Here is a 17736-nt window from a genome sequence, read left to right as displayed (position 1 = left end):
GAACAACGAAGATGACCTTTCCGCCCGCCTCCATGCTGTCCGACGGCTTCTTTCTGTCGCTGTCGCTGTGCCTCGACATCGGCCTCGTCAATGTCGCGATGCTGTCGCTGACGCTGTCGCACGGCTTCCGGCCGGGCTTCTGGCTCGGCATCGGCTCGTGCGTCGGCGATCTCGTCTATGCGGCGCTCGCGCTTGGCGGGATGGCCGTGCTGCTGCAGTTCGAGCCGGTGCGCTGGATCGTGTGGATCGGCGGCGGCGCCGTGCTGCTGTTCCTCACGTGGAAGATGGCGCGCGAAGCGCTCGCCCCGGCCAAGGTGACCGGCAACGATGCCGAGGACGCGCCGCCGCCGCGCGCCAGCGCACGGCGCAGTTTCCTGCGCGGGATGCTGCTCGCGATGTCGTCGCCGAGCGCGATCCTGTGGTTCGCGGCGGTCGGCGGCGCGCTGATCGCGAAAGCCGGCGCGACCACGCCGGCCACCGCGTCGGTGTTCCTGTCGGGCTTTTTCCTCGGCGGCCTCGCGTGGACACTCTTCATGTGTACGCTCGCGAGCCAGGGCCGCAAGCGCGCGGGCGCCGGGCTGATGCGCGCGTGCCATGTCGCGTCGGCGCTGCTGTTCGCGTATTTCTCGTACAGCGTGATCGTCGGCGGCTACCGCGACCTGATCGTGCACGCGGTGTAATCGGAGTCGGCCCGCACGGGCCACTCACCACGGTCAAACGGCGGCTCCCCAGAAAAAACGGCGCAGCGCCCCTTGCGGGACGTTGCGCCGTTTTGCCACGCGCGGCCAAGGCCGCGCGGCACGAATCAGCGACGCCAGTAGCCGTGATGGCCCCAGCCGCCACCATAGTAGCCATGGTGCCAGTACGGTCGGCCATAGTAGCCGCCGACGACCACGGCGGGCGGCGGCGCGTAGTAGGCCGGCGCCGGAGCGTAATAGACGGGCGGAGGCGGCGGCGCGTAGTACACGGGCGGCGGCGGTGCATAGACGGGATACGCGGGCGCGACCGGGATACCGATGCCGACCCCGATCGACACGTGAGCCTGCGCAACGCTTGCGGCACCCAGGCCCAGCGCGGCGGCGGCGATGAACGGAATGAGCTTTTTCACTTCGATTCTCCTGCTGGAGCGGTAATTTATGCGCCCCTGTCGGCAACGGCGGGCGTGCACGTCGCATGGAAGCAATGTAGCGAAAACCCGCCCCTCGCGTGTCGTGCATTTGTTGCAAATTGCAATTGCATGCGGGCGAAGCCGCCGCGCGGCGCGGCTCGCAGCGCCTGCGGCGACCCTTGCCGGTCGCGCAACTCCGTCCGACGAGTCGGGTCGCCACCTCATGACCGGTCAGTCTTACCGGATACGGCGCGCGCAGCAGGCACGCAACCGTAATGAACGATTACAAATTTGAGACAAGATGCCGACATTTCAAGCCGGATACGGGGGCGATATGTTTCGGGGTCAGGGTCCGCGATCTTGAATCCACGGTGTGCCGGGCGGTGAAATACTTGCCGATATTGCGCGCATGCCGTTACGCCAGCCACGTGCCCGCACAGAAACTGCCCTTTCGCGGCCCGGCTGTCATTCCTGCGATACTGGCGGCTGCTTCGTTTTCGCTTACACCCGCCGCCATGTCCGCTCCCGACACACCCCGCCTCGGCTTCATCGGCGCCGGCCGTCTCGCGCGCTGCGTCGCGCAGCGCTTCGCGCAGGCCGGCTTTCCGGTCGTCGCGATCGCGAGCCGCACGCCAGCGTCGGCCGCGGCGCTCGCCGCGCGCATCGACGGCTGCCTTGCAGTCGACTCGCCGCAGCAAGTCGCCGACATCGCCGACCTGATCTTCCTGACGGTACCCGACGACCATCTCGCGTCGGCCGCCGCGGCGCTGCGCTTCGACGCATCGCGCGCCGCGCAGCAGGCCGTCGTTCACTGCAGCGGCGCGTCGGCGGTCGCCCTGCTCGATCCGGCGAAGCGGCAAGGCGCGGCCACCGGCGGCTTCCATCCGCTCTACCTGTTCGGCGGCACCGACGCCGACCTCGCCCGCATCGACGGCTGCTCGGTCACGATCGAAGCCGACGGCGCGTTGCACGCGACGCTGCTGCGACTTGCTGCCGCACTCCGCTGCCATCCGCTGTCGATTCCGGCCGGCGGCCGGATGCTCTATCACGCGGCCGCGCACTACGCGGCGAGCTTCGCGCTGTGCGGGCTCGCGGAAGCCGTCGAGCTGTGGCGGGGCCTCGGTTTCGACGAAGACGCCGCGCTGCGCGCACTGCTGCCGATGCTGGCCGGCACGATCGAAACCGCGCGCGACAAGGGGCTCGCGAACGCGCTCTCCGGCCCGGTATCGCGCGGCGACACAGGCATCGTCGAACGCCAGTTGGCCCTGCTTGAAACACGCGGCGGCGATCACGCGACGCTGTACGCGCTGCTGACCCGCCGCGCGATCGCGCTCGCGGCGCAGCGCGCCACGCCGCCGGCATCGCTGCCGGCGCTCGCCGAAGCCGTCGAAACGTCGCTCGCGCGCACCGCCGCACCCCCCTCCCCGTCGCAAGACGAGGCGTGATAATGTGTCGGCCGATGCGCCGCCATCCGGCGTTGGCGGCCGCACGCTACTGACTAAAAAGGATGCCAACGATGTTCGGCGAGATCGCCCGTTTTCTGCTCAATACCGTCTTCACGCTGTTCGGCGCCGCGCTGATCCTGCGCGTCTGGATGCAGGCCGTCCGCGTGCCACCGTACAACCCCGTCACGCAGGCCGTGCTGCAGGCGACCAACTGGCTCGTGCTGCCACTGCGCCGCGTCATCGCGGGCGTGCGCGGCATCGACTGGGCCAGCGTCGTCGCCGCACTGCTCACCGCGCTCGTCTACGTCGTGCTGATGGTGGTGATGGCCGGCTTCGATCCGGCGGCGGTGATCGCGACGCTCGTCGTGGTCGCGCTGCTCACCGTCGTGAAGTGGGCGCTCAATCTCGTGATCTGGATGACGATCCTGATGGCGCTGCTGTCGTGGCTCAACCCGCGCTCGCCGGCGATGCCGATCCTTTACCAGCTCACCGCGCCGTTCCTGAACCCGCTGCGCCGCGTCATTCCGAACCTCGGTGGCATCGACCTGTCGCCGATCCTGCTGTTCGTGATCGTGCAGGTGCTGCTGATGATCGTCACGCGCGCCGCCGTGTCGCTGACGATGTTCGGCATCTGACGCGAACGCTAGCGTCGCCCCCCTACGCCGCCGGCCCCTGCGCCGGCGGTTCGCCGAGCGTGTCGATCACGCCGAAGCGCGCCGGCATCATCGCGTAGCACACACGCACCTTCTCGTGCGACAGCCGCTCGAGCAAGCGCTGCGCCTCGTCCTCGGTGACGATGAATTCGATCTCGATCGCGAGCGACCCCTGCAGTTCGAAGAAGCGGTCCTCGTGCAGCACGCGATGCTGGCCGAACCCGGCCATCGCGCGAAACGCGGAACCGCCCGCGACGCCCATCCGGTTCGCTTCCTCCAGCAGCCATTCCCACAGCGGCTTCCAGTGCAGCCGATGTTTCTCGTGCACGTAGAAGCGCAGGAAGACCTTGTCCATCGCACCCTCCGATGGCGGCACGCTCAGGCCGCCGCGAGCCACGCGCGCGCGGTCCACATGCCGAGCGCCGTCAGCGCGAACGATCCAGTCAAGTGTAGGGCAGCCACCGCCAACGCCCATCCGAATTCGCCCTGCACCGCATGCGTCATCACTTCGACCGAATAGGTCGAGAACGTCGTGAGGCCGCCGAGAAAGCCCGTGATCACGAATAGCCGCCACTCGGGCGGCAACCCCATGCGGGTCGTGAACACCACGGCGGCGATGCCGATCACGTAGCCGCCGATCAGGTTCGCGGCGAGCGTGCCGAGCGGCACGGCGGGAAAGAATTCGTTGAGCACGAGACTCAGGAACCAGCGCAGCAACGCGCCGAGCCCGGCGCCGACGAAGATCGCGACGATCGAATAGAACAAGGGCGCTCCGGTCGAGGATGCGGCTGGCGTCAGCCGCTGGCCCCCGGTTGCCGGGGGGCGAGGCCCGTTCCCGGACGCAGATGGCGCGGGCGCGGGCGGCACACGCTGAACTGTATGCGGATTCGCCGCGCACCTGCAACGGCGATCGCCTGCGGGATGCCGGCCCGTCCGGGGCGTTCGGGCCGTTAGTCCACCCGCAGGCTCACGCGCGCTGCCAGGCTGCGTCGAGCGCGCTCAGCGTCGCCAGCGCACCGCCCTTCAGGCCGATCACGTCCGCACGGCGCGCATGCGCTTCGCGTGCGTTGATGCGGATCACGTCGGCGCCGAGACGTTCGCTCAGCAGGCGGACGGTCGGGATCGCGGTGCCCGCGCCGATCTCGACCACCGCGACGCGCCCGGCCTGCGCGAGCCAGTCTTCCAGCGCACGCTCCTGCGCGTCGTAGCGCGCCCCGAGCCAGCCGGTGTCGCCGAACATCAGGATGTTCGGCCGCGCAAGGCCACCGCAGTGCGGACAGCGCGGCATGTCACCGACGAGGCGGCAGGTGGCTTCGTCGACGTCCGGCACGAACGGCGCCGCTTCCCACGTGTCGGCCGAACAGGGGCGCAGGCACTGCATCGCGTGAATCGAACCGTGGATCTCGACGATCCGCGCCGGATCGAAGCCGGCTTTCTGGAACTGGCCGTCGACGTTGCTCGTCAGCACGAAGCCGCCGTTCGGCATCGCGTCGATCCAGCGACGCAGGATTGCGAAGCCCGCATGCGGCTCCGTCGCGCGGTAAAGCGCGAGACGGTGCCCGTAGAAGCCCCACGCGAGCGGCGCGCGTGCGCGGAATGCGTGCGGCGAGGCGATCTCGTGGAATTCGAAACGCTCGTGGCGCAGCGCCGGATACGCACGCCAGAAGCCGTCCGTGCCGCGAAAATCGGGCAGCCCGGAATCGACGCCGATGCCGGCGCCGGCCGTCACGAGCAAGGCGTCGGCACGCGCGAGCGCGGCGACGGCGGCAGCGACGAGATCGGCGGGCAGTTGCGCGGCGGCGGCAGCAGCGGTGGCGTCAGCGGAATCGGAGAACGGCATGGTGGAGTGGCGGTGGCGTCGGACGGTGCGCGGGTGGCGTCGCGATCATACGCCGGTTCGCGTGCGGCGCGGCATGCGCAATGAACGGCTTGACCTGCTGCTCGCCCCGCCGCGACGGATACAGTCAGCCGGCCAGCGCTGAGGGCGGCGGGCGGCGCTCCGGCTGGCCGCCTCCCCGCCTGTTCAGCGATCCGAATCGTCCTGCGCGGCCGGAATGTCGTCGGCCGCGAAATAGACCGCCTTGCCGAGCTGCCGTGCGAGACCGACGTCCATGTCCGCCCCGCGCGACGCGCCGTCGATGCGCAGCACCGCATCGCAGCGGCGCAGCAGCCGGTGCGCGGCCGGATACAGGAACGTCTCGCTGATCGCGTCGCCGACCTGTCGCGACCCGGCCGCAACGGCGAGCGGCAGCGACACCCATTCGCCGATCATCGGCACGTGTCCGCGGCGATACACGGCAAGCGCCGCCGCCTCCAGGTGGTGCAGGTTCGCGGCGATGCGCGTGGGGTCGCCGTCCGTGCCGCTGCGATAGGGGCCGGCGACCAGCACGAGCAGCGGCGTCATGCCGTGCGCGCGCCGGCGGTTTCCCGCAGCGCGACGTACTGGAGCAGCATGATCGTCTTCGCATCGACGATCTCGCCGCGCTCGATCGCGTCGAGCGCCGCCTGCAGCGGCATCTCGACGACCTCGAGATCCTCGCCCTCTTCCGCGACGCCGCCGCCGTCGCCGGTGCGCAGCGACGCATCGTATTCGCCGACGAAGAAATGCAGCTTCTCCGTCACCGAGCCGGGGCTCATGAACGCCTCGAACACCTTGCGCACGCCGCGCACGCGGTAGCCGGTTTCCTCCTCGGCCTCCGCGCGGATGCGTGCTTCGGGCGTCGCGTCGTCGAGCAGGCCGGCGGCGGCCTCGAGCATCATGCCGTCATGCCCGCTGACGAACGCCGGCATCCGGAACTGCCGCGTCAGCAGCACGTCGCCCGTCCCGGCATTGCGCAGCAGGATGGTCGCGCCATGGCCGCGATCGTAGGTCTCGCGGCTCAGGCGCTGCCACGTTCCGTCGCGGCGCAGGAAATCGAACGTCACCTTCTTCAGCACATACCAGTCATCGGACAGCACCGTCGTATCGACGATGCGGACACGGTCCCGCGTTGCAGCCATCCCGGCCTCCGGTTCGACAAAAGACGGCGCCCATGGTAACGTGCATATTCGTGCAATTCCAAGAAAATTCGTGCAACCACGATGCTGACGACTCAACGCAAGAAAGCGATCCTCGACGCACTCGCGCGCGACGGCCAGGTGCTGGCGGTCGAACTGAGCGCGCAATTCGGCGTGTCCGAAGATACCGTCCGCCGCGACCTGCGCGAGCTTGCGGCCGACGGCCTGCTGCAGCGCGTGCATGGCGGTGCGCTGCCGGCATCGCCCGCCGTTGCGCCGTTCGCGCAGCGCGAGGCGCTCGAGACGGCGGAAAAGCGGCGCATCGCGCGGCGGGCCGCGGAGATGATCGCGCCCGGCCAGGTGGCGATCGTCGACGGCGGCACCACCTCGGCGCTGCTCGTCAGCCAGTTGCCGGCCGACCTGCGCGCGACGATCGTCACGCACAGCCCGAGTGTCGCGGTGGCGCTCGCCGCGCATCCGTCGATCGACGTGATCCTGATCGGCGGGCGGCTCTACAAGCATTCGATCGTGGCTGTCGGCGCGGCGGCGATGGAGGGCATCGCGCGCATCCACGCGGACCTGTACTTCATGGGTGTCACGGGCGTGCATCCGGTCGCGGGGCTCAGCACCGGCGATTTCGAGGAAGCGGCGATCAAGCGCGCGCTCGCCGAACGCGCGGCCGAGACGGTCGTGCTCGCGTCGCAGTCGAAGCTGCGCGCGGCGTCGCAATTCGTGATCGGCGAGCTCACGCTGGCGCATACCGTCGTGGTCGAGAAGGAAACCGACGCTGCGCTGACGAAGCCGATCGAGGCGGCGGGGGTGACGGTCGTGCGCGCGTAGCGGCGACGGGTTGCACCCGCGACGGAGTTCCGGATCACGCTGACGCATACCGTGGCGGTAGAAAAGGAAACCGACGCCAGGTTGACGAAGCAGATCAAGGCGGCAGGGGTGACGATCGTACGCGCGTAGCGGCGACGGGGTGCGGATGTACGGCGGTGCCGGGTGTGCTGAAGGAATGCATCGGATGTGCCGGATGTCCCGGATGCGCGAATGTGGTGGATATGTGGCTGTGCCGGGACGCCGGAGCGCATCGGATGCGCGGGTACATCGATCGTGCCGGAACACACCCGTCGACTCGGCCTCAAGCGCGGATCGTGTCACCACCGAGCCCATGTCAGCGTGCTGACAGGGTCCGCTTGCTAACATGGGCGACCGCCCAACCGCCACGCGCCGCCCGCCCGATGCCCCCGCCCTCCTCCGCCACCTCAACTGCACCGCCGGCAGGCGACGCATCGCCGCCCGGCGTCTTCGCGCTGTTCATCGCGTTCTCGCAGATCGGCCTGACCAGCTTCGGTGGCGGGCTCAGCGGGCGGATGATGCGCGACTTCGTCTACGAGCGGCGCTGGCTCGACGAGGAGGCGTTCCTCAACGGTCTTGCGCTGTCGCAGGCGCTGCCGGGCGTCAACGTGAAGAACCTCGCGATCTGGATCGGCTACCGGCTCGCCGGATGGCGCGGCGCGGTGGCCGGCTTCACCGGCATCATCGCGCCGCCCGCCGTGCTGATCGTGCTGTTCGGCATAGTGTTCTCGACCCTCACGCGCTTTCCGCTCACGCATGTCGCGCTCGCCGGCGCGGCAGCCGCGGCGATCGGGCTGTCGATCTCGATGGCGATCACGGCGGTGCGCCGGCTGCCGCGCCGCGCGCTGCCGTTTGCGGTGATGGCGCTCACGTTCGTGTCGGTCGCCGTGCTGCACTGGCCGCTCGTGTGGACCGTGCTGGTCGGCGGCACGCTGAGCGTCGCGCTCGAATACCGGCGCGCGGCTGCAACACCAGCCGGGAGCGACACGCGATGACCGCATCGCAACGCTACGCCGCGCTGTTCGGCGTGTTCGCACCGCTGTCGATCGCGACGATCGGCGGCGGACAGGCGATCATCGCCGACATCCAGCGGCAGGTGGTCGATGTGCATCACTGGATGACCGCCACGCAATTCGTGAACGACTTCGCGATCGCGCGGATGGCGCCCGGCCCCGGCTCGCTGCTGGCGACATTGATCGGCTGGCAGGTGGCCGGCTTCTGGGGTGCGGTGGTCGCGACGCTCGCGCTGTTCGGACCGACCGCGTTCCTGATCTACGGCGTCGCGCATCTGTGGCGACGGCACCAGGGCGCGCGCTGGCAGATCGCGCTCGAGGCCGGCCTGCGCCCGGTCGCGGCCGGCATGATCCTCGCGTCGGTGTGGGTGCTGCTGCAGGCGCTCGACGGCGGCTGGGCCGCGCGCGCGATCGCGGTTGCGTCGACGCTGTGCGTGATTTACACGCGCATTCACGCGCTGCTGCTGATCGCGATCGGCGCGCTGTTGCTCGTCGGCGTGCACGCGCTCGGCATGTGATGCACGGTGACGCGGCACGCGACGGCGGCCGCGCACGACGCAACCGCTACCGGCACAACGACACGAGCACGTCCGCACGCTTTTCACCGCTTGCGCGCCCCGCTCGCACACCCCATCGCCTAGACGCCACGAAACACCGGCGCGCGGCGTTCCGAAAACGCACGCAGCCCTTCGTCGAAATCCGCGCCTTCGCACGCTTGCCGGCGAAGCTCGGCAATCCGTTCGAACGCATCGGCCGGCAACGGCCGCGCGTCCTGCAGCACACGCAATTGCTCCTTCACCGCGTACACCGCGAGCGGCGCCTTCGCGGCGATCGTGCGCGCGATGTCGAGCGCCGCATCGTCGACGCCGCCCGCGTCGGCCAGCCGGTTCACGAGCCCGTGATGCGCGGCGCGCTCCGCATCGAGCGGCTGCGCGCAGAAGAACATCTCCTTCAGCACGTGGATCGGCAGGTTGTCGTAGAAGCGCAGCAGGCCGCTCGTCGAATACGGCAGGCCGATGTTCGCGGGCGTCATCGCGAAACGCGCGTCGCGCGCCGCGACCACCAGGTCGCAGCTCATCACGAGATCGACCGCCCCGCCCCACGCCGAACCCGACACCGCCGCGATCACCGCGCCCGGATAGGTCCGCACGCGCCGCAGCGCCCGTTCGAGCGGCTTGCCGTAGGCGAGCGGGTCGCGATCGTCGGCCAGTTCGCGCAGGTCATGCCCCGCGCTCCACACGTCGCCGCTGCCATCGTTCGACAGGATCACGACCGGCGGCGGACGATGTTCGGCCAGCGCGTCGAGGCGCGCGACGAGCGCATCGAGCAACGGTGCGTCGAGCGCATGCCGTCGCGCCGGATTCGCGAACCGCACGCGCGCGATCCGCTCGCCGACCCTGTCGACCGTCACGTTCGACGCCCCTTTGCGTTTCGTCATGTCGCTCATTGCACGGCCTCCGCCAGCGCTTCCGCCTGGAAGATCGCGCGCTCGGCCAGCAGCGCGTCGATAGCGTCGTCGCCGTAGCCCGCTTCGCGCAGCACGTCGACCGTATGCTCGCCGAGCAGCGGCGGCGCATGGCGCGTGCGCGGCGCCGGCGCCTCGTCGCCCATCCCGCCGAGCGGCGTGACGACCTGGCGCAGCGTGCCGAGCGTCGGATGCGCGACCGGCTCGACCAGCCCGCAATGGGCGAGCTGCGGATCGTCGAACACTTCGTCGAGCGTGTTGATCGGCCCGGCCGGCAGCCCGGCGTCGACGAAACGCTGCGTCCATTCACGCTTGCCGCGCGTGCGCAGCCGGCTTTCGAGCAACGCTTTCAGTGCGTCGCGGTGCGCGACGCGCGCATCGTTGGTCGCGAAGCGCGGATCGCTCGGCAGCTCGGGTAGGTCCAGCAGCTGGCACAGCCGCAGCCACATGTCGGTCGTGATCGGCGCGAGGTTGAGCGGCCCGTCGGCCGTCTCGAACACGCCATACGGCGCGATCACCGCATGCGCGTTGCCGGTGCGGCGCGGCACGTCGCCGAGGCTCAGGTAGCGTTGCCCGTGCACGCTCAGCAGCGACACGAGGCTCTCGAGCAGCGACGTGCCGACATGCTGCCCGCGCCCGGTGCGCTCACGCTCGTAGAGCGCGGCCATCACGCCGGTCGCGACCCACATCCCCGAGCTGAGATCGCCGATCGCGGTGCCCGTGCGGGTCGGCTCGCCGTCGGGAAAACCGGTGAGGCTCATCAGCCCCGCATAGCCCTGCGCGATCTGGTCGAAGCCCGGCCAGTCACGCAACGGGCCGCGCGGGCCGAACGCGGTGACGCTGCCCATCACGAGCCGCGGATCGCGCGCACTCAACGCGGCATAGCCGAGCCCCATCGCGTCCATCGTGCCCGCCTTGAAATTCTCGATCACGACGTCGGCCTGCGCGATCAACCGACGCACGACGTCGAGGCCGGCCGGCTGCCGGAAATCCACGCAGATGCCGCGCTTGTTGCGGTTGCAGGACAGGTAGTACGTGCTCACGCCGCGATCGAACGGCCCCCATGCGCGGCTCATGTCGCCGTGCGGCCCCGACTCGACCTTGATCACGTCGGCGCCGAGATCGGCGAGCACCATCGAGCAGAACGGCCCCGACAGCGCGCGGCTCAGATCGACGACCCTGATTCCTTGTAATGCCTGCATTCTGGACTCCTGATATTGATGAGGGGGTGTGGCTAGATGCCGAGCGTTCGCGGCGCGCCGCTCATTCGGGCAGCGTCTGGTGACGCGTTTCGACCGCGAACGGCAGGATCAGGATGCCGAGCCCGAACACGGCCGCGGTCCATGCAACCGGCACGCCGAGCGAGCCGTAGCCGTGTATCGCGGCGCCGAGCAGGAAATTCACGCCCGCGCCGATGAAGCGGCCGACCGACGCGTTGAACGCGAACGCGGTGGCCCGTACGCGCGTCGGGTACTGCTCGGGCAGCCACAGCGAGAAAATCGCGAAATTACCGCCGAAGAAACCGAGGAACACCAGCGACACCATGAACGCCGCGAGGCCGTTCGGCTGGTAGAACGCCCAGCCGAACGCGAACACGATCGATGCGGCCATGCCCGCGAAATACACGCCGAGCGCGGTGCGCCGGCCGAGCCGCTCGGACAGCCAGGGCGCCACCAGGCAGCCGGCGATCGTCGCGCACGACAGGATCGCCGCGCCGATCGATGCAAGCCGCATCGCGCCGATGTGGTCGATACCCGCACGCGCCGCCAGCGTGCTGACCGCGCTCGCCTCGTACACGGAGCCGGCCCACAGCCCGACGATCGCGACGCCGACGAGGCTCGCGCTCGTCACCGTGCGGCGCAGGAAGGCCGGCGCGAAGATCTCGCGCAGCGGATGGGCGCGTCGTGCGTCGGCCACGTCGCCGTCGCGTGCGTCATGCCGGCGCCACTGGCCGGGCTCCTTCACGCGCATCACGGTGAACACCGCGAGCAGCGCGGGCGCGAGGCCGCACAGGAACATCGCGCGCCAGCCGTAGGTCGCACCGATCGTGTAATTCAGGCACGCCGCGATGAAGAAGCCGAAGTAGTAGCCCGTCTGCAGATAGCCTGCGCCCATCTTGCGGCGGTCTTCCGGCCAGCTCTCGGCAACGTAGGTGCCCGCGAGCGCCCACTCGCCGCCGACGCCGATCCCGGCGATCAGCCGGCACGCGGCCAGCGCCCACACGTCGTGCACGAACGCGGCCGCGCCGGTGAACACCGAGTAGATCAGGATGCTTGCGGCGAGCGTGCGCACACGGCCGAAGCGGTCGGCGAGCGGCCCCCAGACGAACGACAGCCCCCAGCCGATCAGGAACAGCGCGAACAGGATCGAGCCGTACATCCCGAGATTCGCGGGCGTCGCCGCAATGCCGGATGCCGGCAGCAGCTCGGTCAGCGCCGGAATCAGCACCAGCGCGTAGATCACCGAATCCACGCCGTCGAGCACCCAGCCCGCATACACGGCCCAGAAACCCTTGACCTGCTCGCGCGTGAGCGGCGTGCGCCGCGGCTTCGCGCCGGCCGCCGGCGCGTCGATCGCCTTGAACATCTTCGTCTCCTTGCCGGCGGGGCCGGCGCTTTTGCCGCGTCCGGTCCGGGATGGCCGGGAGGCTGGCTCTTTTGTGAGACGAGTATAGAAACACCATCGATCGGGGAAAAATATGATATTCATCTTGCTCGATCGGATTCGCTTATGGCTCGAATCGGGAGGGGCGACGATGGACTTGAGGCAGTTGCGCTATTTCGTGAAGGTCGTCGAATGCGGCAACGTCACGCATGCGAGCGAGGCGCTGCATGTCGCGCAGCCGGCGGTCAGCCAGCAAATGCGCAATCTCGAACGGGATCTGGGGATGCAGCTGCTCGAGCGCAGCGTGCGCGGCGTCGCGCCGACCGCCGCCGGCCGCACGCTGTACCAGCACGCGCTCGAGCTGCTGCGCCAGGCCGACGGCACGCGCGAGCTGCTGCGCCGCGATGCCGACACGCCGCAGGGCCGCGTGACGGTCGGCATGCCGTCGAGCACCGCGCGCGTGCTGGCCATTCCGCTCGCCCGCGCGGTGCGCGACCGCTTTCCCGGCATCATGCTGGAGCTGATCGAGGCGCCGAGCGCCGATCTCGACACGCTGCTCGAACGCACGCGGCTCGATCTCGCGATCGTCGTCGACGCGGTCGACACGCGCGGCATCGCGGTCCACCGGCTGCTGACGGAAACGCTGTACCTGATCACGTGGCCCGGGTTCCCGGTGCCGGACGATCCCGTGCCGCTCGACGCGATCGCGCGGATGCCGCTCGTGCTGCCGAGCGCGCCGAACACGATCCGCAACCGCGTCGACTGGGCGATGCGCGAGGCCGGGCTGTCATACGAGATCAGCTTCGAGGCAAGCTCGACCGGGCTGCTGTTCGCGGCCGTGATGGCGCAGCTCGGCGTGACGATCCTGCCGTGGACGGCCGCGCACGTGGAGATCGAGGAGCGCAAGCTCAAGCTGTCGACGGTCGCGCACCGACTGTTCGCGCGCGACCTGTCGCTGTGCTGGCACGATACGGCGCTCGTCAGCAACGCGGTGCAGAAGGTGAAAGCGGAGATCGTCCGGCTGTTCGATGCGCTCGGGCAGCGGCCGGAGTGGGCAACCGGGCAGGCCGACGGTGCGTGACCGGGGCGCCGCGTGTCTTGTGCCTTCCTTGTGCTGCCAAGGCGCGCGTACTAAACTCAGTCCATCCTGGGTACCGCTGACACCCTCACTTCTCCTCGCCGCTCGGTATAAGCGTCGGGGGAAGGAGGCCGTTCGTGTCCCCGCTCCAGTCTGCCTGGCTTCTGCTGGGCGCCAGTGTTTTCGCCGAAGTGCTCGGCTCCGTCGGACTGAAATACTCCGCCGGATTTTCCCGCCCGCTCCCCTCCGCACTCACCGTCGTCTGTTACGCATGCGCGGTCTGGCTGATGGCGCTCGCGACGAAGCGCCTCGAACTGGGGCTGGCCTATGCGAGCTGGGCCGCCGCCAGCACCGCGGCCACGGCCGTGATCGGTATCGTCTGCTTCAATGAATCGGTGTCGTCGCTGAAGCTCGCCGGCATCGCGCTGACCGTCTGTGCGCTGGTCGCGCTCAATCTCGGGGAAGCGGCTACGCACTGATCGTGACCGCCGCCGGTTGACGGCACACGGGCGCCGGGGGCATTGACAACCTCCCCCGGCGCCCCTTAACGTTGCTCGCATCGTAACCATCACCGGTTCAGCTTAAGAGGTTGTCGGCCCGCTCGTGCTCGACACCTCTGCCTTCCTCGAAGGCCTGCTGCTTGGCGCCGGACTGTTCACGTCCGTCGGCCCCAAGGACGCTTTCGTCATCAAGCGCTCGATCTCGAGCCCCCATCTGCTTTCCATCGCCCTCGTCTGTGCAGGCAGCGACGCGCTGCTGATCGCGCTCGGCGCGCACGGGTTGTCGTCGTTGCTGTTGCGACATCCTGGCGTGGTGTCGGCCGCGCTGTGGGCCGGCATCGCGTATCTCGCCGGCTATGGCCTGCTCGCGCTGCGCTCGGCGATCCGGCGACGACAGCCGGAGCACGTCGACGGTCCACGCACGGGCCGCGAACCCACGCGCTCGCGCACGGTGCTCGCGACCGCCGCCGTCTCGCTGCTCAATCCGTATGCATGGATCGACACCGTACTGCTGCTCGGCACCGTGATCGTGAGCCACACGCCCGCGGCTCGCGCGCCGTTTGCGATCGGCGCGATGACGGCTTCGCTCGCGTGGTTCCTGATGCTTGCGTATGGCGCCCGCGCATGCCGCGCGTGGTTCGCCCGCACGCTCGCATGGCGCATGCTCGATTGCTTCGTCGCGGTGATGATGCTGGGCTTCGCGGTGCGTTTCGCGATCGATGCGCTGCGGGCGTCAGCGGCCCGATAACGTGCGAAACACGTCGTGCGCGCCGGCATGCAGCTCGAAGCCGATGCCCGGCGCTTGCGGCACGCGTGCGTATCCGGCGTCGACGCTTGCGCCATCGGCCAGTCCGCTGAACGGATGGAACGCGAACGGGCTGACTTCCGCACCGCCGAGCCCGAGCGCCGCGACGACGTGCAGCGAAAACAGGTGGCCGCCGTGCGGCCAGAACGCATCGCGCCGCCAGCCCCGCGATGCGAAGTGTTCGACGATCTGCAGATAGCCCGGCAGCCCGTAGCCATGCACCGGATCGAATACGAGCACGTCGCGCTCGGGGCGCAGGCCGCCGTAGCGGTCGAGCAGCTTCGCTTCCGCGAGCGAGAACAGCGCCTCGCCGGCCGCGATCGGCGGTGCATAGCGCGTGGCGATGTCCGCCTGGAGCGGCAGGTCGAGCGGATCGCAGATGTCCTCGAACCACCAGAGATCGAACGGTGCGAGCATCGCGGCGGCCGAGTCGACGGTCGTCGCGTCGTACGTGTTCATCGCGTCGACCGCGAGGTGCGAACTGTCCGCCAATTGCCTTGCGGCCGCTTCGATGCGCCTGCGGTCCTGATCGAGATCCGCGCCGCCGATCTTGATCTTCGCGTGCGTGTAGCCGAGATCGGCGATACGGCGTATTTCGTCCGACAGACGCGCGAGATCGTCATGCGGATAGCGGTAGCCGCCGCCCGCGTACACACGCACGCGCGGTGCCGCCGTGCGCTCAAGTCGATCGGCGAGAAAGCGATGGAGCGGCAGGTCAGCGATCTTCGCGGCGGCATCCCAGATCGCCATGTCGAGCGTGCCGACTGCAACGCATCGTTCTCCGTGCCCACCGGGCTTCTCGCCGGCCATCATCGCGCGCCATGCACGGAACGGGTCGAGGTTCGTGCCGGCTTCGTCGGCGAGTGAGTCGGCGGCGGCCAGCAGGCGCGGTGCGAATCGTTCGCGAATCAGGCCGCCCTGCGCGAAACGGCCGATCGACGCGTAGCCGTAGCCTGTCACCGGGCGGCCATCGCGCACGACGTCGGTGGTGACCGCGACAACGCTCGTCGTCAGGCTCCCGGACGGGATCGCCGGATCGGCATAGCGGGACACGGGAATCGCTCGTTCGTGGATCGCGGTGATGCGCATGATCGGGGTTCCGAAGGTGGCAGCCGACGCGCTGGCGCATGAGGCACGCGATGCGGCCGGAACGATGGGCGGACCGCTGCATCATAGGCGCTGTCGCAGCACGCTGCAGGCGAGCGTTACCGTGGCGGACGATCGTGCTGCAGCCGCTGCGTGAGCGCGGCATTCCGATCCGGAACGCGTTCCATTGAGCCGGCATCATCCGCTTGCTTGCCCGGCTCCGGGAACCGGGAAGGGTTCGGGCGACGACGGGATGCGTCGATCGAATCGACCGGCCCGCTCAGGCAAAGACGAAGTACTTGCGCACCGTTTCCACCACTTCCCACGTGCCTTTCATGCCGGGTTCGATCACGAACACGTCGCCGGCCTTCAGGTGCACCGCCTCCTCGCCTTCCGGCGTGATGATGCAGTAGCCGTCGAGAAAGTGGCAGTACTCCCATTTTTCGTAGTTCACCTCGAACTTGCCCGGCGTGCAGATCCAGGTACCCATGATCTTGCTGCCGTCCTTCGAGAGATAGGCGTTCAGGTTCACGGTGTGCGGATCGCCGCCGATGCGCTTCCACTTGGTCGCATCGAGGACGGGGGTCGGGCAGGTTTCGCGCAGAACGGTGATGAAATCGGACATGTCGGCTCCAGACTAACGATCGTGTAAGAGGCCTGTCACGTTAGTTCGAAAGCGCCGTGGGGACTTGTATGCGTCCGACGCGGACTCGTCTATTTTCGACACCGGCCTGCGAGCGGGTGCGCCGCTTCGGCAGTTATTCAATTGTCCGGTTGAGGATCGGCATAATGCCAAATGACCATCCCCCACGCTGTGCGCTGCGGCCCCGGCATGGGCGCTCCGGCCTCGACATGAACCGAATCCTTCACCGCCGGGCTTTGCCAGTAACCGGTGCGCGGGCAAGGCTCGCCGGGCAGCACCCGTAGCCTCGGTTGTGCGACGGGCTTGGGGAGGTAAGTTTCCTCCTCCGCCGGAATGCTGCCGTCCCGGTAACGCTTGTCTTCCCACAACAGCCGCCAGCGCACCACCTCTTCGTTGTTGGACCCTTCCAGCAGGTACTTGTGGGCAACACTGCCTCCGAGGAAGTAGCTCGGACAGCCCACCTTGCCGGACGGCAACCATGGCTCCCAGATACCCTCGACCGGAATCTCCTGATCGCTGTAAATCTCGCCGCTTGCCGATTCGTTCTTCGGGGGACAGGGCGGAAGCGTTGCGGGGTAGCTGCGACCGGGCGGCCAATACCGCCAAGCCGGAAGGGGCGCATTTTCGAACATGGATTCATAGGTCCAGTGCTCGAAAACGCGGGTTCCGCCATCCTCGCGTGTTCCGTATGCAAGCATCCCGGTATAACCGAATCCGACCGTACACTTGAGCGCCAGACAGCTCAACTCTTCAATCCATGCCCCTTCCGCATACCCCGTTGCATATTCGAAATCCGAATATCTCGCATCCCTCACGCCAAGCGCGTGGAAAAACGGGTCGTAGGTTCGACCGATCTCGTGCGCACTCCGCCCGAACAAAAGCTCGCCGCCCTTCTCGCTACCGGTGATGAGCGCATCGTAAGCCGATCGCTTGTCGGCACCTTGCCGCAAAGTCTCCACGCCTTGCCCCATCCTCACCAACGCATTCAGGAAATCGCAGGCATACGCAGCCTCCAATTCCGCCTGGTTGGGGCTCGGTGTGTCCAATTGCCTGGCATACGCGTGAAGAAAATCCCTGAACAGATCAACGGCATGATCCAGGAACGTAACGCTTGTCCATTTCTTGAGCAGGTAAAACGCTTTGGCGCGCGCATCCAGCTCCTGCTCGGAGGTCATGGTGAGGGTATTCAGCATCGTGGGTTCTGTTTTTCCATCGATTGTTTGTCTGCGTCGGCTACCGCTGCTTGATCGAGCGGCGGCGCGGGAGTGGAAGTCGCTGGATTCGAGCGGGAGGCCAATGTAAATCGCCTACGCCAATTCGATAAGCCTCTCCTCCACGTTACCTGCCTTGACTCCCGGAATGTCTTCGAGAAGTAGCAGGATGCAGTCGATGAAAGCTGCTCGCGCAACCACATGGACAGCGCCATGGCATGACCTCGGCTTCCGCGAGTTGCTCAAGAAACGCTTGCGCCTCCGGTTCGC

At 68.3% G+C, this 17736-nt stretch carries 21 protein-coding genes; 9 read left to right on the top strand and 12 right to left on the bottom strand.

Annotated elements, in window-relative coordinates:
- The first annotated feature begins 11 nt into the window (after positions 1-11).
- Positions 12-680, top strand: a complete 669-nt coding sequence (locus CFB47_RS04785; RefSeq protein WP_089460549.1) for a LysE family translocator — start codon at positions 12-14, stop codon at positions 678-680.
- A gap of 125 nt (positions 681-805) precedes the next feature.
- Here the strand turns inward: CFB47_RS04785 and CFB47_RS04780 are convergent, their stop codons facing one another.
- Positions 806-1108, bottom strand: a complete 303-nt coding sequence (locus CFB47_RS04780; protein ID WP_089439427.1) for a hypothetical protein — start codon at positions 1106-1108, stop codon at positions 806-808.
- A 515-nt stretch (positions 1109-1623) separates the two neighbouring features.
- On the opposite strand from CFB47_RS04780, the gene CFB47_RS04770 reads away from it, so the two are divergent.
- Together CFB47_RS04770 and CFB47_RS04765 are read left to right on the top strand one after the other, a co-directional pair.
- Positions 1624-2553: a Rossmann-like and DUF2520 domain-containing protein gene (locus tag CFB47_RS04770; protein ID WP_089460547.1), complete on the top strand. Its 930-nt coding sequence runs from the start codon at positions 1624-1626 to the stop codon at positions 2551-2553.
- Positions 2554-2624: 71 nt separating this feature from the next.
- A complete protein-coding gene (locus tag CFB47_RS04765; protein ID WP_006488584.1) occupies positions 2625-3188 on the top strand; it encodes a YggT family protein in 564 nt (187 codons plus the stop codon).
- Positions 3189-3210: 22 nt separating this feature from the next.
- On the opposite strand, the gene CFB47_RS04760 is transcribed toward CFB47_RS04765, so the two are convergent.
- The 5 genes from CFB47_RS04760 to CFB47_RS04740 form a co-directional block, all read right to left on the bottom strand.
- Positions 3211-3561, bottom strand: a complete 351-nt coding sequence (locus CFB47_RS04760; RefSeq protein WP_089461353.1) for a DUF190 domain-containing protein — start codon at positions 3559-3561, stop codon at positions 3211-3213.
- Positions 3562-3584: 23 nt separating this feature from the next.
- Positions 3585-3971 (bottom strand): fluoride efflux transporter CrcB, encoded by a 387-nt coding sequence (gene crcB, locus CFB47_RS04755; protein ID WP_089460546.1) that lies wholly within the window; start codon positions 3969-3971, stop codon positions 3585-3587.
- 202 nt (positions 3972-4173) lie between these two features.
- Positions 4174-5046 carry a Sir2 family NAD-dependent protein deacetylase gene (locus tag CFB47_RS04750; RefSeq protein ID WP_089460545.1) on the bottom strand — a complete coding sequence of 291 codons (873 nt, stop codon included), beginning with the start codon at positions 5044-5046 and terminating at the stop codon, positions 4174-4176.
- Between the two features lie 183 nt (positions 5047-5229).
- Positions 5230-5610: a DUF4406 domain-containing protein gene (locus tag CFB47_RS04745; RefSeq protein WP_089460544.1), complete on the bottom strand. Its 381-nt coding sequence runs from the start codon at positions 5608-5610 to the stop codon at positions 5230-5232.
- Positions 5607-6206 carry an NUDIX domain-containing protein gene (locus tag CFB47_RS04740; RefSeq protein WP_089460543.1) on the bottom strand — a complete coding sequence of 200 codons (600 nt, stop codon included), beginning with the start codon at positions 6204-6206 and terminating at the stop codon, positions 5607-5609. The genes CFB47_RS04745 and CFB47_RS04740 overlap by 4 nt, the downstream gene beginning before the upstream one ends.
- Positions 6207-6287: 81 nt before the next feature.
- On the opposite strand from CFB47_RS04740, the gene CFB47_RS04735 reads away from it, so the two are divergent.
- The 3 genes from CFB47_RS04735 (at position 6288) to CFB47_RS04725 (ending at position 8592) form a co-directional block, all read left to right on the top strand.
- Positions 6288-7043, top strand: coding sequence for a DeoR/GlpR family DNA-binding transcription regulator (locus tag CFB47_RS04735; RefSeq protein WP_089460542.1), 756 nt, complete (start codon positions 6288-6290; stop codon positions 7041-7043).
- Positions 7044-7444: 401 nt separating this feature from the next.
- A complete protein-coding gene (locus CFB47_RS04730) occupies positions 7445-8056 on the top strand; it encodes a chromate transporter (protein WP_089460541.1) in 612 nt (203 codons plus the stop codon).
- Positions 8053-8592, top strand: a complete 540-nt coding sequence (locus CFB47_RS04725) for a chromate transporter (RefSeq protein ID WP_089455752.1) — start codon at positions 8053-8055, stop codon at positions 8590-8592. The genes CFB47_RS04730 and CFB47_RS04725 overlap by 4 nt, the downstream gene beginning before the upstream one ends.
- A 119-nt stretch (positions 8593-8711) precedes the next feature.
- Here CFB47_RS04725 and scpB read toward each other — a convergent pair whose 3' ends face one another.
- The 3 genes from scpB to CFB47_RS04710 form a co-directional block, all read right to left on the bottom strand.
- The gene (gene scpB, locus CFB47_RS04720; RefSeq protein WP_089460540.1) at positions 8712-9521 is read right to left on the bottom strand and encodes a methylmalonyl-CoA decarboxylase; all 810 of its coding nucleotides are present in this window, start codon (positions 9519-9521) and stop codon (positions 8712-8714) included.
- Positions 9518-10741, bottom strand: a complete 1224-nt coding sequence (locus CFB47_RS04715; protein ID WP_089460539.1) for a CaiB/BaiF CoA-transferase family protein — start codon at positions 10739-10741, stop codon at positions 9518-9520. Before CFB47_RS04715 ends, scpB begins: the two co-directional genes overlap by 4 nt.
- A 61-nt stretch (positions 10742-10802) precedes the next feature.
- A complete protein-coding gene (locus tag CFB47_RS04710) occupies positions 10803-12125 on the bottom strand; it encodes an MFS transporter (protein WP_089455749.1) in 1323 nt (440 codons plus the stop codon).
- Between the two features lie 169 nt (positions 12126-12294).
- On the opposite strand from CFB47_RS04710, the gene CFB47_RS04705 reads away from it, so the two are divergent.
- The 3 genes from CFB47_RS04705 (at position 12295) to CFB47_RS04695 (ending at position 14469) form a co-directional block, all read left to right on the top strand.
- Positions 12295-13224 (top strand): LysR substrate-binding domain-containing protein, encoded by a 930-nt coding sequence (locus tag CFB47_RS04705; protein WP_089460538.1) that lies wholly within the window; start codon positions 12295-12297, stop codon positions 13222-13224.
- 134 nt (positions 13225-13358) lie between these two features.
- The gene (locus tag CFB47_RS04700) at positions 13359-13700 is read left to right on the top strand and encodes a multidrug efflux SMR transporter (protein ID WP_089455747.1); all 342 of its coding nucleotides are present in this window, start codon (positions 13359-13361) and stop codon (positions 13698-13700) included.
- 124 nt (positions 13701-13824) lie between these two features.
- The gene (locus CFB47_RS04695; protein WP_089455746.1) at positions 13825-14469 is read left to right on the top strand and encodes a LysE/ArgO family amino acid transporter; all 645 of its coding nucleotides are present in this window, start codon (positions 13825-13827) and stop codon (positions 14467-14469) included.
- Here the strand turns inward: CFB47_RS04695 and CFB47_RS04690 are convergent.
- From CFB47_RS04690 to CFB47_RS04680, 3 genes are all read right to left on the bottom strand, one after another.
- Positions 14455-15615, bottom strand: coding sequence for a mandelate racemase/muconate lactonizing enzyme family protein (locus CFB47_RS04690; protein ID WP_089460537.1), 1161 nt, complete (start codon positions 15613-15615; stop codon positions 14455-14457). The genes CFB47_RS04695 and CFB47_RS04690 overlap by 15 nt on opposite strands.
- A 277-nt stretch (positions 15616-15892) precedes the next feature.
- On the bottom strand, positions 15893-16237 hold the full coding sequence (locus CFB47_RS04685) for a cupin domain-containing protein (RefSeq protein WP_006752094.1): 345 nt from the start codon (positions 16235-16237) through the stop codon (positions 15893-15895).
- Positions 16238-16374: 137 nt separating this feature from the next.
- Positions 16375-17448, bottom strand: coding sequence for an Imm72 family immunity protein (locus CFB47_RS04680; protein WP_089460536.1), 1074 nt, complete (start codon positions 17446-17448; stop codon positions 16375-16377).
- Positions 17449-17736 lie beyond the last annotated feature (288 nt).

Origin of the sequence: Burkholderia sp. AU27893 (genome assembly GCF_002223205.1) — a bacterium.
Taxonomy (GTDB): Bacteria; Pseudomonadota; Gammaproteobacteria; order Burkholderiales; family Burkholderiaceae; genus Burkholderia.
This window is presented reverse-complemented; position numbering and strand designations above follow the sequence as displayed.

Excerpts from the sequence above, each read along its gene's own strand:
- CFB47_RS04725 (WP_089455752.1), top strand. The coding sequence starts at position 8,053 with ATGACCGCATCGCAACGCTACGCCGCGCTGTTCGGCGTGTTCGCACCG.
- CFB47_RS04765 (WP_006488584.1), top strand. The coding sequence starts at position 2,625 with ATGTTCGGCGAGATCGCCCGTTTTCTGCTCAATACCGTCTTCACGCTG.
- CFB47_RS04785 (WP_089460549.1), top strand. The coding sequence starts at position 12 with ATGACCTTTCCGCCCGCCTCCATGCTGTCCGACGGCTTCTTTCTGTCG.
- CFB47_RS04735 (WP_089460542.1), top strand. The coding sequence starts at position 6,288 with ATGCTGACGACTCAACGCAAGAAAGCGATCCTCGACGCACTCGCGCGC.
- CFB47_RS04710 (WP_089455749.1), bottom strand. The coding sequence starts at position 12,125 with ATGTTCAAGGCGATCGACGCGCCGGCGGCCGGCGCGAAGCCGCGGCGC.
- scpB (WP_089460540.1), bottom strand. The coding sequence starts at position 9,521 with ATGAGCGACATGACGAAACGCAAAGGGGCGTCGAACGTGACGGTCGAC.
- CFB47_RS04730 (WP_089460541.1), top strand. The coding sequence starts at position 7,445 with ATGCCCCCGCCCTCCTCCGCCACCTCAACTGCACCGCCGGCAGGCGAC.
- CFB47_RS04690 (WP_089460537.1), bottom strand. The coding sequence starts at position 15,615 with ATGCGCATCACCGCGATCCACGAACGAGCGATTCCCGTGTCCCGCTAT.
- CFB47_RS04680 (WP_089460536.1), bottom strand. The coding sequence starts at position 17,448 with ATGCTGAATACCCTCACCATGACCTCCGAGCAGGAGCTGGATGCGCGC.
- CFB47_RS04750 (WP_089460545.1), bottom strand. The coding sequence starts at position 5,046 with ATGCCGTTCTCCGATTCCGCTGACGCCACCGCTGCTGCCGCCGCCGCG.
- CFB47_RS04685 (WP_006752094.1), bottom strand. The coding sequence starts at position 16,237 with ATGTCCGATTTCATCACCGTTCTGCGCGAAACCTGCCCGACCCCCGTC.
- CFB47_RS04760 (WP_089461353.1), bottom strand. The coding sequence starts at position 3,561 with ATGGACAAGGTCTTCCTGCGCTTCTACGTGCACGAGAAACATCGGCTG.
- CFB47_RS04705 (WP_089460538.1), top strand. The coding sequence starts at position 12,295 with ATGGACTTGAGGCAGTTGCGCTATTTCGTGAAGGTCGTCGAATGCGGC.
- CFB47_RS04740 (WP_089460543.1), bottom strand. The coding sequence starts at position 6,206 with ATGGCTGCAACGCGGGACCGTGTCCGCATCGTCGATACGACGGTGCTG.
- CFB47_RS04745 (WP_089460544.1), bottom strand. The coding sequence starts at position 5,610 with ATGACGCCGCTGCTCGTGCTGGTCGCCGGCCCCTATCGCAGCGGCACG.
- CFB47_RS04770 (WP_089460547.1), top strand. The coding sequence starts at position 1,624 with ATGTCCGCTCCCGACACACCCCGCCTCGGCTTCATCGGCGCCGGCCGT.
- CFB47_RS04715 (WP_089460539.1), bottom strand. The coding sequence starts at position 10,741 with ATGCAGGCATTACAAGGAATCAGGGTCGTCGATCTGAGCCGCGCGCTG.